Here is a 15,817-nt window from a genome sequence, read left to right on the forward strand (position 1 = left end):
CGGCTACAATTTTAAATAATTTTACAACATAAAACAATAGTTAAATAAAAAAACACAATATATTTTTAAAAATTATATAAAACACTGTAAAATAAACCGTAAAACAACATTAAGTCCACAAAAAATATTCATTTCTATCATTCGTCAACAGATCTATTTCCATTTTTGACTTCTTATTTCATGTAGATAATAACAATTTTTAACAATAAGATAAGCGTAAATTTTTCGCTAAAATTTCGTAATTTTGTGGGTCTTAATTTTACGATGAAAGCATTCTTTTTTCAACAGTAATTCTGTCGGCAAACTAAAAAAATATAGCTGCAGAATATCAGATGAATCTTGGAATACAGGTAAAAGTTCAATTGATGACAGCCTAGGAAAATTCTAAGGCAAAACACCATTATACTGAAAGTTTTAATGCTTTACAGTTACTTTTATGAATAAACAAAATATGGCTAACACAACAGAAATAGACATAAAAAAACAGATTTTCGTTAAGAATGCACATCTTAACAATCTGAAACATATAGACGTCCTGATTCCGAAAAATAAACTGATTGTTATTACAGGAGTTTCAGGAAGTGGAAAATCCTCTTTGGCCTTTGATACTATTTATGCAGAAGGACAGAGAAGATATGTAGAAAGTTTAAGTTCTTATGCCCGTCAGTTTTTGGGAAAATTAGAAAAACCAAAAGTGGATGATATCAAAGGACTTGCACCTTCGATTGCCATCCAGCAGAAAGTCATTTCTTCCAATCCGCGTTCTACAGTGGGAACTTCTACGGAGATCTACGATTATATGAAGCTTTTATTTGCAAGGATCGGAAAAACCTTTTCACCGGTTTCCGGAGAAGAAGTGAAAAAAGATTCGGTTTCTGATGTGGTAGACTTCATTAAAGCGTCTAAAAAGGATACTTCTTTTCTATTGACTGCTCCTTTGGAATATGATGTTGACAATTTCAAAGAAACCTTAAATATTTTAAAACTGGCAGGTTTCACAAGGCTTGAAATCAATGGAAATGTTGCCGGAATTGAAGACCTGGAAAGCTTTGGATTTGCTCCTGAGAAAGGAATGACCATCAATCTTGTAATCGACCGTTTCTCGTACGAAGAAGACGAAAGTTTTTTACAAAGACTTGCGGACTCTATTCAAATGGCGTTCTATGAAGGACGCGGCTATTGTTCACTAAAGAACACAGAAACAGAAAAAGTAAAAGAATTCTCCAACAAATTTGAGCTGGACGGCATGGAGTTCCTTGAACCCAATGTTCATTTTTTCAGCTTTAATAACCCATACGGAGCATGTCCGGCATGTGAAGGATATGGAAAAGTAATCGGAATTGATGAGGATCTTGTCGTTCCTAATAAAACATTATCCATCTACGAAGATGCCGTTGTCTGCTGGAGAGGAGAAACGATGAGCGAATGGAAAAAAGATTTCATCAAAAAAGCAGGTGACTTCCCTATCCACAAACCTTACCACCAATTAACAAAAGAACAGAAAAACTTCCTTTGGAAAGGTGACGGAAAGAGTAATTTCCCATGCATCAATAATTTCTTCAAAATGCTTGAAGAAAACCTATACAAAATCCAGTACAGAGTAATGCTTTCCCGTTACAGAGGAAAAACCCTTTGTCCTACGTGTGAAGGCTTGAGACTTCGTGAAGAAACGAGCTGGGTAAAAGTAGACGGCCACAATATTCAATCGATGATTGAGCTTCCTTTGGATGAGCTGGCTCCGGTCATTAATGGATTAAAACTTTCAGATCACGACAAAGAAGTCGCCAAAAGACTGATTTACGAAATTACAACCCGCCTTGAGTTTTTATTAAAGGTAGGATTAGGATATTTGACATTAAACAGAACATCCAATACGCTGTCAGGAGGAGAAAGTCAGAGAATCAACCTGGCAACCAGTTTGGGAAGTTCTTTGGTAGGTTCTATTTATATTCTGGATGAACCTTCTATCGGACTGCACTCTAAAGACACCGAAAACCTGATCGAAGTATTGAAAAACCTTCGTGATCTTGGAAATACGGTCATTGTAGTAGAACACGATGAAGATGTGATGAGAGCCGCAGACTATATTATTGATATTGGTCCGGAAGCAGGTTATCTTGGTGGTGAACTGGTATTTGCAGGTGATTATAAAGACCTGAAAAAAGCAAATACCCTTACTTCAGAATATCTTACCGGAAGGCTTGAAATTGAAGTTCCAAAGAAAAGAAGAAAAGGAAAAGAATGGATTCACATTAAAGGAGCCCGCCAGAATAACCTTAAAAATATAGATGTAGATGTTCCTTTGGAAAGTCTGGTCGTGATTTCCGGAGTTTCAGGAAGCGGAAAATCTACTTTGATGAAAGAAATCCTTACCAATGACATCCAGATCCAGCTTGGAATGGGTGGTAAAAAAGGAGATTATGATTCTGTAGAATTCCCTAAGAAACTGATCAAAAATATTGAATTGATTGACCAAAACCCGATTGGAAAATCATCCCGTTCAAACCCTGTAACGTACTTAAAAGCTTACGATGATATCCGTGATCTTTTTGCCAAGCAGAAAGTGGCCAAAATGATGGGCTATAAACCTAAACATTTCTCTTTCAATGTGGATGGCGGAAGATGTGATGAATGTAAAGGAGAAGGTGTGATCAATGTTTCCATGCAGTTTATGGCAGACATTGAGCTTGAATGTGAGGTTTGTAAAGGAACACGATTCAAAAATGAGATCCTTGAAGTAAGATTTGACGAGAAAAACATCTCTGATATCCTTCATATGACGGTAGATGAAGCATTGGCGTTCTTTAAAGATAATAATGAAGAAAAGATTGTAACGAAGCTGAGACCTTTGCAGGAAGTAGGTTTAGGTTACCTGCAGCTGGGGCAAAGCTCTTCTACCCTTTCCGGTGGTGAGGCACAGCGTGTGAAACTGGCTTCATTCCTTGTAAAAGGCGTAACCACGGATAAAACATTATTCATCTTTGATGAACCTTCCACAGGGCTTCACTTCCATGATATTCAGAAATTACTGAAATCACTGCAGGCATTGATTGATCTTGGACATTCGGTAATTGTTATTGAACACCAGCCTGATATTATCAAATGTGCCGATTATATTATCGATATCGGTCCGGAAGCCGGAAAACATGGTGGCGAAGTTGTATTTGCAGGAACACCAGAAGATCTGACTAAAAATAAAAAGTCCTATACGGCAAAATACATCAAAGAAAAATTGGAACAATAAATACAATCGGCTGTTTTAAAACAGCCGATTTTTTATTTAGATTCTCTATCTTTATTCAACTTATTAACCCATTACAAAATTATTTTTTATGCCTTGGAATCCCGAATTATATGATCAATACAAAGATGTACGCTACAAGCCCTTTTATGATTTAGCGGCATTAATCAAGCCCGAAAATAATATAAAAGCTATTGATTTAGGCTGTGGAACCGGAGAACAAACCTCTATTCTTACGGAAAAACTCACAGGTTCTACATTCTTAGGAATAGATTCATCGGCAGAAATGCTTGAAAAATCTAAAAAATTTGAAAATCACAATCTTCATTTTAAGCTTCAGACTATTGAAGAGGTAGCACAATCTGACCAGAAATGGGATCTTGTCTTCAGTAATGCCGCTTTACAGTGGGCTGATGATCATGAAACTTTATTTCCTAAAATCATTGGACTGCTTTCGCAAAATGGACAATTAGACATACAAATGCCCGTTCAGAAAGAAAATATTCTGAACCAGATTCTAACGGAAATGGCAAATGAGGAGCCTTATTCATCCCAATTAAATCATTTTAATCGTGATTCTCCGGTACTTTCAATGGATGATTATGCCCAGATATTATTTGATAACGGAATTCAGGATATTGAAATATTTCAGAAGGTCTATCCTATCATTGCAGATGATCACGAAGCCCTATATGAGTTTATTTCAGGAACTGCATTATTACCTTATTTAGAGCGTCTTGAAGGAGAACAGAAAGAAAAATTCATCTCTGAATTTAAATCTCGTATTGCAAAAAGGTTTACAAAATATCCGGCTATCTATGCATTCAAGCGTATTCTGATGTATGGACGTAAGAAATAGAAAATCTTAATACTCAATAAAAAAATTGCCACAATTGTCATTCTGACGAAGGAAGAATCCCATTAATCACCAATGATATGAGATTCTTCATTACACTCGTTTCATTCAGAATGACAAAATTGTAGCAGCTTCTTCTTTATAGGTTCTTTACTCTTTCAGATTATACAGGAACGGACTTTCCTTGATATACTCTGAATCTTCAATCTGAGACACCAAAAACTCAGCCAGATCAGCAGCACTGATTCCTTTTCCTTTACAGTCTGTAAGGTTTGTTTCCGTTGGAAAATTGTCCTGTGTAAGATGAATCAGAGGTAGTCTTACCAATGTCCAATCCAGGTTGCTATCCAGAAGAAATTCATATTCTCTCTGTTTATCTGTTGTAGTCTCAGGATAGTTTTTATACATCCAGTCTGTAGCCATTTTTACCTTTTCATTTTTATAATCGAACGGTGTATTTACACTCAAACCTGTAGTTACAATATACCGCCTGATCCCATGATGATTCATTGCAGAGATGATATTTTTTGCAGCATCACTGAATATAGATTTCTCCCCTTTTGGCTGCCCTAAAGTACTCATAACAAGGTCAGTTCCTTTAATCAATTTATCGATCGCTGTTATATCCCTTGCCTCTCCTTTTATCAATTCAATTAATGGATTTTGAAGGGTAAAATTCTCGGGATGTCTTAGTAAAAGTTTAAGATGATATCCTTTTTCAAGAAGATTTTGTACCAGATATTGTCCGGATTTTCCTGTTCCGCCAATGATGGCAATTTTATAGGTTTTCATAATGATTTTTTTAATTATTAAACATCAATAATCAGAAGCAGATTAACCGCTAATGACCGTTGATACTACAAATGACGTATTGTCTTTGCTTTTAGATATGATATAATAAAGATATTGGGTTCAGAAAATTGAACCTAAGATGTTCAGGTTTAAAAGTATACCTGACTCATTGCAATATGTATTACGAGATTTTAATGAATTAAAGTTACTTATTTTCCCTCATTAAAAAATCAAAAAATTTATGATTTTGACAACATATATTAAAAGAGAAAGTTTTTAACTTTGATAACAGACTTACTATCAACACATTCCACCCAATCCACTTTACACCAATAAAATATAATAATATGGAACCCTTTACAGTAAACATCCCCGAATCAGTTATCACTGATCTTAAAAATCGTCTCCAAAATGCCCGCTGGCCGGGAGAACCCGAAGGCTCTGGCTGGAATTATGGCACTAGCGAAACTTACCTTAAAGAGCTTACCCACTATTGGATCAATAATTATGACTGGAGAATGCATGAACAGCAATTGAATCAGCATCCTCAGTATATCGCCCTGATCGATGGAATTCTGATCCATTTTCAATACATAAGAGGAAAAGGGCCTAACCCAAAACCATTAATTCTGACCCATGGCTGGCCGGACAGCTATTATCGTTTTCATAAAATTATTCCATTGCTTACAGAAGGTGAACAGAGCTTTGATCTGGTTATCCCTTCCATTCCTGGATTTGGCTTTTCTGATAAAACAGCAGTCAGCAGCGAAAAAGTGGCAGATCTCTGGAAAAAGCTAATGACTGAAGTACTTGGCTATGAAAAATTCTGTGCTGCCGGAGGAGATATAGGAATGAGCATCGTAAAAGCATTGACTTCAAAATATCCTGAAGTATTGGAAGCTGTTCACCTTACCGATGTAGGTTATCCTACCGGTCAGGAAGATTTCACAACAATGAGTAAAGAGGAGCAGGAATTCGCGCAGTTTGTTCAGCAATGGTGGTACAGAGAAGGAGCTTATGCTATGGTACAGTCTACCAAGCCTCAATCGCTGGCCTATGGTCTCAATGACTCTCCTGTCGGGCTGGCAGCCTGGATCATTAGCTTTACCAATGCAGGCGCTTCTCCGGAACTGATTGAAGCAGCATTCGGAGGAAAAGATGAACTGCTTACTAATATTATGATCTATTGGGTAACACAAACCATCGGTTCTTCTGCCAGAATGTACAAAGAAGATGCAGCGGCTTTATGGAGCGGTGGACAGGTTCATCAAAAAAGCAATGTTCCTGCAGGAATACTTGTATTTCCCCGTGAGGCTCAGTTTCCGAAAGAATGGGCTGAACGTTTTGTGAACGTAACCAGCTTTAAAAAGATGAATGAAGGAGGACACTTTGCCGCATTGGAATTACCTCATCTATTTGCAGATAAGCTTAGGTCATTCTTTTATTCTGTCCCATAAAAACAATGCATGAAATATAATCTATCTGCCTTTCTTACAGTTTCTCTTTTGATGATAAGCTGTACTATACAAAAGAAAAATACTGAAAGTAATGACTATGAAGTAAAACTGGATACTTTAACCTTCTTTGACCAGAACAGAAACCGAAAGATTCCTGTAGCCATTTATCACCCTAAAACAGATAAAAAGATTCCCCATCAACAGGTTATTATCTTTAATCATGGATATGGTTTTAATAAGGGCGGCGATTATTTTGTATACTCTTATTTAACAGAAAAACTGGCGTCAAAAGGTTACTTTACCGTAAGTATTCAGCATGAACTTAAAACAGACAGCCTTTTGCCGACAGAAGGAAATTTACAGATCGTCCGAAGACCTTTCTGGCAGAATGGTTCGGATAATATAATGCTTGTTCTGAATGAACTTAAAAAGATAAAACCAGAACTTGATTATCAACATCTGACCCTCCTAGGACACTCTAATGGAGGTGATATGAGTGCATTATTCACTCTTCAGCATCCTAATCTGGTGTATAAACTGATCACTATGGATAACCGGAGAATGTTTCTGCCAAGAACATCTATTCCAAAAGTGTATACTTTACGTTCCAATGATTATCCGGCTGACGAAGGAGTATTACTCAATGAAGAAGAGCAGAAGAAGTATCATATGAAGGTACAGCCAACTCTCATCAATCATGGACACATGGATAATAAAGGGACGGAAGAGGAGAAAAAAACTTTGAATGGTTTTGTTTTACAATACCTTTCTGAGCAGTAATTTCAGAGAACCTCACAAGTTATCCACAAAAAAATGTGGACAACTTGTGAATTTTAACATTAAATTCATATTTCGTATTAAAATTATTACTACATTTACTATGTAATAAACATCGAAGTGGAAACTTTATTTGCTTTTCTTACTACTCTTGAAATTGCAATTAAATTTGAAATAAAAATTTAAGCACAGCATTGTCGGCTGTGCTTTTTATTGTTGTCTAATTAAAAAAATGAGATGTATTTATCTACTGGATCTACCCCTAAAGGGTAGATTCTTTTATCCATACATCTCTTCAAATAAAGATTTTTAGCCTTTTTGAATCCCTGAACATCTATTCATTCTAACCTGTATTAATGAGCCGGTCAGAAAACCTTTCATCAATGCAAAATTCATTTTAATCAGTTTGTTCTTTATGATGTTATAATCTCCTCTGTTTTTTCCCCTGTACGGTATAACATTTGTATTTTACAGTTTAATTATCAACATTATGGACGAAACGAAAATAGAATCTTTAGACCTGATTAATGATAAGTATTTAATAGATGAATATTTTAAACTTAAGGTGAATAAGGAATTAAATATTGACATTGATCTTAGCTCTGAATATATCACTGCACACAATATAGTTTCAAAAAAATTAATTCTTGTGCAGACATTTTCTCATGTCATTATGGAAAATCCCCAGCTCTATCTTTTATTACGTTCTTTACTTCATAACATCAACAGTTATCACGTAACAAAAAGTCAAATGATTTCTGATCTGAATAATAAATAAAAAAATCTCTCAAACTTTGAGAGATTTTTTTATTTGGAAAATCGAAAGATTTACACCTGCTCTTTTATATGCTTTGCCACCATTTCTTCAAGATCATCCAGATTAAAAGGTTTTGAAACATAATCATCTGCCTGTGCTTCGGAAGCTAAAGCAGCAATATCATTGTTTGCCGTAACATAAATGACAGGAATGTGATTAAATTCTTCACTGTTTTTCAGAAGTTTTGTGGCTTCCACTCCACCAATTTTCGGAATCCAGTTATCCATCAGAATAACATCGGGATGATATTCGGCCACTTTCTCCAGAATATCATGTGAAGTTTCTGAGATTCTGACCTCGTAGCCATTCTCTTCAAATATGATGGTAATCACTTCCAAAATAGCAGCGTCATCATCAAAAATTAAAATTTTCTTTTTGTTCATATTATTTAGGTTATTCTATTACAACTGATTGATATAATCTGCCAGATTATCCGGTTTGATAATTTGGTCATAATCTATCTCTTCTACGGCATGTTTGGGCATATATTCCACTTCTGCCGTTTCAGGATCCTGAATCCATACCTGTCCGTTATTTTTTTTAATATAAGACAGCCCTTCTACTCCATCTGCATTAGCTCCGGATAGAAGAATTCCAACCATATTCTCTCCATAAATTTCCGCTGCAGACCTGAAGGTAACATCTATTGAAGGACGGGAATAATTCATTTTTTCTGAGCTGTCCAATGACATATTTTTCTTATTCTCAAACAGCAAATGATAATCTGCCGGAACAATATAAATGGCATTATTGTCCATTTCAGTTTTATCTTCTACTTCTATCACCGGTATTTTCGTAAACTGCTGCAATAAAGTTCTCAGAATATCTCCTGATTGGGCTTTACGGTGAACCACTACTACAATTGGGATTTTCAGGACATCATTCAGGTTTTTAATCATTTCAATAATGACCTGTAAACTGCCTGCCGATCCTCCTATAACAATTAATTCAATGTTTTTCTGTGATTCCATAGCATTGGTTATTAATGATGATCAAGCTTTTTCCAGATTTTCTGATCTTCAATCTGATGATAATTCTTTTCAATAGTGGAAAACCTGAGTGTTTCTTTTGCTCCCAAAGCCAGAAAACCTAAATTTTCCAGACTGTTATCGAAAAGTTTAAATACTTTTTCCTGCAGTTCTCTATCAAAATAAATCAGAACATTTCTGCATATAATCAGCTGAAAACTATTGAAAGAACTGTCTGAAACCAGGTTGTGGGTAGATAAAATAAGTTTTTCCTGTAAGCTTTTATCAAACTTTACACTATCATAATTGGCCGTATAGTAATCTGAAAAATCACGTTTCCCTCCTGAAAGCATATAGTTTTCAGAATATAATTTCATTTGGTATAACGGGAAAACACCAGCTCTGGCTGTCTCAAGAACTGCAGGATTCAAATCTGTACCATAAATCAGGGATTTATCATACAGCCCTGCTTCTTTCAATAAAATAGCGATAGAATAGGCTTCTTCTCCCGTAGAGCAACCAGCAATCCAGATCCTGATCAGCGGATAAGTGCCTAATTGGGGCAGAACTTTCTCCCGTAATGCTTTGAAAAAAGAAGGATCCCGAAACATTTCCGTGACGTTTACCGTAACTTCCTCTACAAAACGTTTTAGATATTCTGCATCATTCATGAGGGTATATCTAAGTTCCGCAAAGCTGGTAAATCTGTCCAAAAGGCATATCCTATTTACCCTTCTTTTAAACGAAGCCCTGCTATAACCAGAAAAGTCATAGCCATACATTTCATAGACATCGTTGATCAGATATTCTATTTCTTCATCTTTTACGATACTTGGTTCCAGCATCTATGAAAGTTTTTCTATTGCCATTAGTAAAAGGTCTACATCAATAGGCTTTGAAACATAATCATCAGCGCCTACCTCAATGCATTTCTGACGGTCTTCAGGCATCGCCTGTGCAGTTACTGCAATAACTGGAATATCTTTGATTTCAGATGTATTTCTTATGATTCTTACTGCTTCATAGCCGTCTATTCCCGGCATCATCATATCCATAAGCACCATTGAAAAATCAGGATCAGCTTTTAGCATATCCAGAGCTTCCTGAGCCATCGTACAGGTTTCTACTGCATATCCACGAGCCTTAAGGGTCAGTTTCAATGCGAATATATTGCGTGGATCATCATCCACAATTAAAATTTTCTTTTTCATCAGAATTTTATCTGTTTAACTTTCATACAACCAAACGCGAAGCAGCGACAACAACTGATCAATATCCACAGGTTTTGAGATATAATCCGAAGCACCTGCTGTAATGCATTTCTCACGGTCTCCAATCATTGATTTTGCGGTTACCGCTATAATAGGCAGCCTTTTAAATGCCGGCATTTTTCTGATCTGCTTTATGGTTTCATAGCCATCCATTTCCGGCATCATCATATCCATTAAGATCACGTCTATATCAGGATTGTGGTGAATTTGTTCCAGGGCATGCTTTCCGTCCATGGCTACAATAACCTCAACTTTATATTTTTCCAGTGCTTTGGTTAAAGAAAAAATATTGCGTACATCATCATCGGTAATCAGTACTTTTTTGCCACTCAGAACCTCAGTTAAAGATCCCAGCATTCTGCCTGCAGTACTTTCTGCGGAATTGTTTTTTTCTTCCACCAGATGCAGGAACAGTCCTACTTCATCCAAAATCCTTTGGTACGAATGTGCTGTTTTTACAACAATTGAATCTGCGTATTGCTTTATTTTAAGTTCTTCTTCTTTAGATAAATGGTGTTCTGTAAAGATAATGATGGGAAGGTTTTCCAGTCCTTCATGGCTTTTGATGGATTCTATGACGTGATAATCATTTCCTTTTGCGCTTCCAATATCCAGAATAACGCAATCCACAAGATCAGAAGTTAATGCTTTTACACTATCTTCCACCGTATGTTCTACGGATAAAGAGATATTAAAATTGCTCAGGAAATAAGACAATGCACTGGCATGTTTGGCATTTTCTTCTACTATAAGCACTTTTTGAGATCCTTTTTTCAAAGCTTCTTCAATTGTCTTGAATACGTCGGTCATTTTATCCAACGCTACCGGCTTGTTAATAAAATCAACGGCACCCTTCATCAGACTTTCTTTTTTAAGATGAAGAACAGACATCATATGAACCGGAATATGTTTGATATAAGGATCAGATTTCAGTTCATCCATCACTTCCCAGCCATCTTTTACAGGAAGCTGAACGTCCAGTAAAATGGCATGCGGATGATATTTCTGAGCCGCTGAAAGCCCATGATCTCCCCTTACTACAACCACTCCTTTATAACTCTGCAGGTGGGCATATTTTAATAAAGCTTTTGCAAAATTGATGTCATCTTCAATAATCAGAATTACTTTATCTCCTTCCTGAATATTTTCTCTATCGTCTGCAACATCTTCAGGAATTTCAAGGGTATTTACGGGAATTACTTTTGTTTCTCCTTCATCAAGAATATTCTGAATTTCTTCCACATCTTCACGGATCACCTCTACAAGATCCTGATCTGTTTCTGAATGGATAATCTCTGTTGCTACATGTACAGGAATGATAAAGCTGAATTCACTTCCTTTGTCTATCTCACTTTTCAGAACCAGTTCACCTCCAAGAAGTCTTGCAATTTCACGGCTTATGGACAGACCTAAACCTGTTCCTCCGAACTTTCTTTTGGTAGATCCGTCAGCCTGCTGGAATGCTTCAAAGATAATTTTTTGCTTATCTTCGGCTATTCCAACGCCTGTATCTTTCACTGAGAATATGATGAAATCAGGTTTTTCAGAATGTTTTTTGATGTGTAAACCGATGCTTCCTTTTGTGGTAAATTTTAAGGCATTCGACAATAAATTTCTCAATACCTGGTCAATTCTTAGACGGTCACTTTCGATCACTTTCTGCACATTTGCATCAATTTCGATATTAAACGGAAGCGCTTTCTCCTGAAATACCGGATTAAAAAGACTTTTCAGATCTTTTACCACTTCTTCAAGGTTTACGTCCTGATATTCAAGCGTCATTTTACCGGATTCTATTTTGGCAAGATCCAGAATTTCATCAATAAGGGTTAATAAGCTTGTACCTGAACTATGAATTACTTTGGCAGATTCCATCTGATCTTCGTTAAGATTTTCATCAGGATTTTCCGTCATTAATCGGGATAAAAGAAGAATTGAATTCAGCGGAGTCCGCAATTCGTGAGACATATTGGCTAAAAACTCAGATTTGTATTTGGTGCTTAATGCCAGTTCCTCTACTTTTTTCTGAATTTCATTATTACGTTCAGCAATCAAATGATTTTTTTCTTCCAGCAATCGGGAGCGCTCTTCCAGTTCTGCATTAGCCTGCATCAGCTCTTCCTGCTGTACTTTAAGCTCTTCTTCAGATGCCTGAAGCTTCTGGGTTTGTGCTTCCAGCTCTGTATTCAGATTTTCAAGCTCAGAGTGCTGAACCTGCAATTCTTCAGACTGTGCCTGAGTTTCTTCTAATAACTGCTGTTCTTTTTCTCTGCTTTTTGCAGCACTCAGGGCGATTCCTATATTGGTACAGCATTCTTCAAAATAGTGTATTCTGTCTTCCTCAAAATTAGAAGTGGAACCAAGCTCCAACACCCCTATTATATGGCCATCTGCAAAAAGCGGAAGCAAAATAATTCCGTAAATTTTAATCGTACTGCTGGCAAAAGTGACTACAAAGTCTTCTTCATGAAGGTTATTATAAACCTGTGTCTTAGTATTAACAAAAGCCTGTCCTACCATTCCTTCTCCAGGCTCAAAAGCTTTTTTCATATTGGATTCCAGTCCAAATGCTTTATTAAGTTTTAAAATGCCCTCATCATATAAATACAGGGAACCATTAATGCAGTTTCCATATTCAATCAGCTGCATTAAAGATTTATTGGAAACTTCCTGTACAGTCTTATTCCCTACCAGGGATTCATTCAATAAAGCAAGCCCTTTCTGGCGCCAGTCGCTCTTATTAATGGTATCAAAAGAGATTTTGAGAGATTCCGTCATGTGATTAAGAGATTCTACCAAATCTCCAAGATCATCCTGAGCATTATCCACAGCTTTCTCACTGTAATCCCCATTAGCAACTCTGTTGGCAATCTTTTGAATAGCACTTACACGGCGCGTCATTTCTTCATCTTTTGCCTTAAGCATTTTCTCAAGCTTATCTCTTCGGATAAGATCTGCACGCATTTTTATATAGAAAAATACAGTAACAACCACTGCGGCAATGGCAGAAAAAAGGATAAAAAGAACAGTTGTACCGGAGGAACGGTTGAGATCGTTATTTTTAATTTCAACCTGACTTTCTTCATATTGTACAAAATCATTGACAATTTTCCGACACTGATCCATATAGGTTTTACCCTCCGTAATCTCCTGTTGCGTCATGATAATACCTCTTCGTCTGTTCTCAACCAAATGTTTCAGGTTCTGCATTACCTGATCAACTGCTGCTTTTAAGCCTGCCAGTCTTTGAATTTGATTCTGATCATTGATATCCAGAGATTCAGCACGTACCAAAGCTTTAGGATATTCTCTTAAACCCCGTTTATAAGGTTCAAGAAAATCTTCCCTTCCGGTAAGCTGATACCCTCTGTTTCCTGTTTCTGCATCCAGTAAAGCAACCAGCACATCTTTCACCGCTGTTACGGAACGTCTGCTTTTGGAAAGACTCTCACGATGGTTCATTTGATTTTGGATACTCCAATAAGAGGCCAGTGAGCTGGCTATTAAAATCAAAAGGGAAAGACCTACTCCAAACTGAAGATTTCTTATTATTTTTTTCGGCATTAAAATTAGTTTAGTGGTAATGTGAAATAAAAAGTAGAGCCTTCATCTACTATACTGGAAACTCCAACGTGTCCATGGTGCTGTTTGATGATCTCGGAGCAGATAAACAATCCGATTCCCATTCCCTGAAACTGCAGTGAAGATTCTTCTACACGGTAGAATTTTTTGAATACAGCATCCTGTTTAAAATCAGGGATACCAATTCCAAAGTCGGTTACGTTCACTCTTACTTCTTCAGCTTCTTCATCTACAAAAGTGGTAACAATAACCTGATTATTATCTGGTGAATATTTTATAGCATTGGTCAGAAAGTTGATGAGCACCTGTTCTATACGGATTTCGTCTAAAGGAATTAAAATATCCGGTTTTGTTCCGTGACGCTCAATTTTCACTTCACGCTGATCATGAGTTTGTATGATTGTTTCAATGGCATTACTGATCAAATTTTCCAGATTCACCGGCTTTTTATTAATTTTTAGCTTACCATTTTCTATTTTAGAAACATCCAGCAGATCAGTGATCAATGTATTCAGCTTTTCAATCTGTCCCTGAACTTTCGTTACAAATCCTGCTTCAGAGCTTTCTTTGTCGAGTTTCAATTTTCTTTCTAACAACTGAACATAGGCTTTAATACTCGTTAAAGGAGTCTTCAGCTCATGGCTTGCAATGCTTAAAAATTCATCTTTTTCTTTTTCAACTTTCTTCTGATCATCAATATCGGTAAAAGTTCCCACCCAGTTTTTAATACGGCCTTCATCATATACCGGCGTTACTCTAAGCAAATGATAACGGTAATTACCTGAAACCACATTTTTAATTCTGACTTCCAGCTCAAGAGCTTTTCCTTTTTTTCTGCATCTCTCAAACTCCTCTGTGATATCAGGGTCATCGGGATATATTTCAGGAAAATTCTGCTCTGACGTTGAATATTCATACCATTTACCATTCACGAAATCTACCGTTCCGGCTTCATTAAGGGTAAATGCAATTTGTGGAAGTGACTCCAGCATTAAGTGAAAATGGTCAATCTGGGACTTCATTGTCACTTGTGATTCACGTCTTCCTTTAACCTCCAGCTCAAGATTCTGCTGGGTCTTCTTCATCGCTATATTCTGCTCCTGAAGATTATAGAATGTTTTTACTTTCAGTAAAAGAATTTCAGGATCTACAGGTTTGGTGACATAGTCTTTAGCACCAGAAGCATAGCCTTTCGTTATAAATTTCTTGTCTGTATTAACAGCAGATAAAAATATAATGGGAACTTCTTTTGTTTTACTGTAATCTGCCAGTGTTTCTGCTACTTCAAAGCCGTCCATATCAGGCATCTGAACATCCAGAATAATGAGGGCATAGTCATTTTTTAGGGCTTTCGCCAGAGCCTCTTCACCGGAATTGGCTGTTTCCACCTGAAAATCTTTGGACTCTAGTAATTTTTGCAGTGAATAAAGATTACTTTGATTGTCATCAACAATTAAAATCATAGAAGTTAAAATCAATAATTAGTTACAGATATTTAAACCTCAAAAATACTTACAATATTTCAAAACATAGCAATTTTTAAAGTATTATGAATAACTAATTCATACCACATTTTATGCTTTAAATAGGAATAAAATGAGGATTAAGGGAGCCCATCCCTTTCTATCATTTCAGAGAAAGCCGGATTATAAAAGTCCTAAAACCTACTTGAGCATTTGTTGTTAAAGTTTTCCTCTTGAATCAACATTCTGATCATTACGCTACTCCGGCAAATAATTTGTAATTTTATGATCTTAGCCAGACCTCATAGTTCAATGGATAGAATAAAAGTTTCCTAAACTTTAGATCCAGGTTCGATCCCTGGTGAGGTCACAAAACCTGAACTCTTTGCTGAAGAATCTAAGAAAACTAAATGCTCTTGATGATAAATTATCTAATTGGACAATTAAATTTTGAACCATTACAAGATAATATAAAAAGAGGCTATCTCTTTAAGATAGCCTCTTTTTTATAGATTGTGTAAAATCTTTTTTGTAAAAGTAATTCTAAGTAAAAAGGAACTCAGTAGAAGAAATCGAGCTCCATTTTTTTGTAA

The 15,817-nt window shown here is 36.3% G+C and carries 12 protein-coding genes and 1 tRNA gene; 6 read left to right on the forward strand and 7 right to left on the reverse strand.

The window, feature by feature from the left end; translation table 11 throughout:
- Positions 1-451: 451 nt before the first annotated feature.
- Positions 452-3,244 carry an excinuclease ABC subunit UvrA gene (gene uvrA, locus ACMA47_RS01095; protein ID WP_034694509.1) on the forward strand — a complete coding sequence of 931 codons (2,793 nt, stop codon included), beginning with the start codon at positions 452-454 and terminating at the stop codon, positions 3,242-3,244.
- Positions 3,245-3,332: 88 nt separating this feature from the next.
- Positions 3,333-4,100, forward strand: a complete 768-nt coding sequence (locus tag ACMA47_RS01100) for a methyltransferase domain-containing protein (RefSeq protein ID WP_413928303.1) — start codon at positions 3,333-3,335, stop codon at positions 4,098-4,100.
- A gap of 147 nt (positions 4,101-4,247) precedes the next feature.
- Here ACMA47_RS01100 and ACMA47_RS01105 read toward each other — a convergent pair whose 3' ends face one another.
- Positions 4,248-4,889: an NAD(P)-dependent oxidoreductase gene (locus tag ACMA47_RS01105; protein ID WP_413928304.1), complete on the reverse strand. Its 642-nt coding sequence runs from the start codon at positions 4,887-4,889 to the stop codon at positions 4,248-4,250.
- 347 nt (positions 4,890-5,236) lie between these two features.
- On the opposite strand from ACMA47_RS01105, the gene ACMA47_RS01110 reads away from it, so the two are divergent.
- From ACMA47_RS01110 to ACMA47_RS01120, 3 genes are all read left to right on the forward strand, one after another.
- Positions 5,237-6,346, forward strand: a complete 1,110-nt coding sequence (locus tag ACMA47_RS01110; RefSeq protein WP_413928305.1) for an epoxide hydrolase family protein — start codon at positions 5,237-5,239, stop codon at positions 6,344-6,346.
- A gap of 9 nt (positions 6,347-6,355) precedes the next feature.
- Positions 6,356-7,126, forward strand: coding sequence for an alpha/beta fold hydrolase (locus tag ACMA47_RS01115; RefSeq protein WP_413928306.1), 771 nt, complete (start codon positions 6,356-6,358; stop codon positions 7,124-7,126).
- Positions 7,127-7,613: 487 nt separating this feature from the next.
- Entirely contained in the window at positions 7,614-7,901 is a 288-nt protein-coding gene (locus tag ACMA47_RS01120) for a hypothetical protein (RefSeq protein ID WP_413928307.1), read from the forward strand.
- Between the two features lie 50 nt (positions 7,902-7,951).
- Here the strand turns inward: ACMA47_RS01120 and ACMA47_RS01125 are convergent, their stop codons facing one another.
- The 6 genes from ACMA47_RS01125 to ACMA47_RS01150 are packed head-to-tail and all read right to left on the reverse strand — an operon-like array spanning position 7,952 to position 15,224.
- Positions 7,952-8,323 carry a response regulator gene (locus ACMA47_RS01125; protein WP_034694282.1) on the reverse strand — a complete coding sequence of 124 codons (372 nt, stop codon included), beginning with the start codon at positions 8,321-8,323 and terminating at the stop codon, positions 7,952-7,954.
- Between the two features lie 18 nt (positions 8,324-8,341).
- A complete protein-coding gene (locus tag ACMA47_RS01130; RefSeq protein WP_413928308.1) occupies positions 8,342-8,911 on the reverse strand; it encodes a chemotaxis protein CheB in 570 nt (189 codons plus the stop codon).
- Between the two features lie 11 nt (positions 8,912-8,922).
- The gene (locus ACMA47_RS01135) at positions 8,923-9,753 is read right to left on the reverse strand and encodes a CheR family methyltransferase (RefSeq protein ID WP_413928309.1); all 831 of its coding nucleotides are present in this window, start codon (positions 9,751-9,753) and stop codon (positions 8,923-8,925) included.
- Positions 9,754-10,119: a response regulator gene (locus tag ACMA47_RS01140; RefSeq protein WP_413928310.1), complete on the reverse strand. Its 366-nt coding sequence runs from the start codon at positions 10,117-10,119 to the stop codon at positions 9,754-9,756.
- Between the two features lie 15 nt (positions 10,120-10,134).
- Positions 10,135-13,743: a response regulator gene (locus tag ACMA47_RS01145; protein WP_413928311.1), complete on the reverse strand. Its 3,609-nt coding sequence runs from the start codon at positions 13,741-13,743 to the stop codon at positions 10,135-10,137.
- Positions 13,744-13,748: 5 nt separating this feature from the next.
- Positions 13,749-15,224 carry a response regulator gene (locus ACMA47_RS01150; RefSeq protein ID WP_413928312.1) on the reverse strand — a complete coding sequence of 492 codons (1,476 nt, stop codon included), beginning with the start codon at positions 15,222-15,224 and terminating at the stop codon, positions 13,749-13,751.
- A gap of 298 nt (positions 15,225-15,522) precedes the next feature.
- Here ACMA47_RS01150 and ACMA47_RS01155 point away from each other — a divergent pair.
- Positions 15,523-15,594, forward strand: a tRNA-Arg gene (locus ACMA47_RS01155).
- Positions 15,595-15,817: the final 223 nt, after the last annotated feature.

The organism is Chryseobacterium sp. T20, from assembly GCF_047345655.1.
Taxonomy (GTDB): domain Bacteria; phylum Bacteroidota; class Bacteroidia; order Flavobacteriales; family Weeksellaceae; genus Chryseobacterium.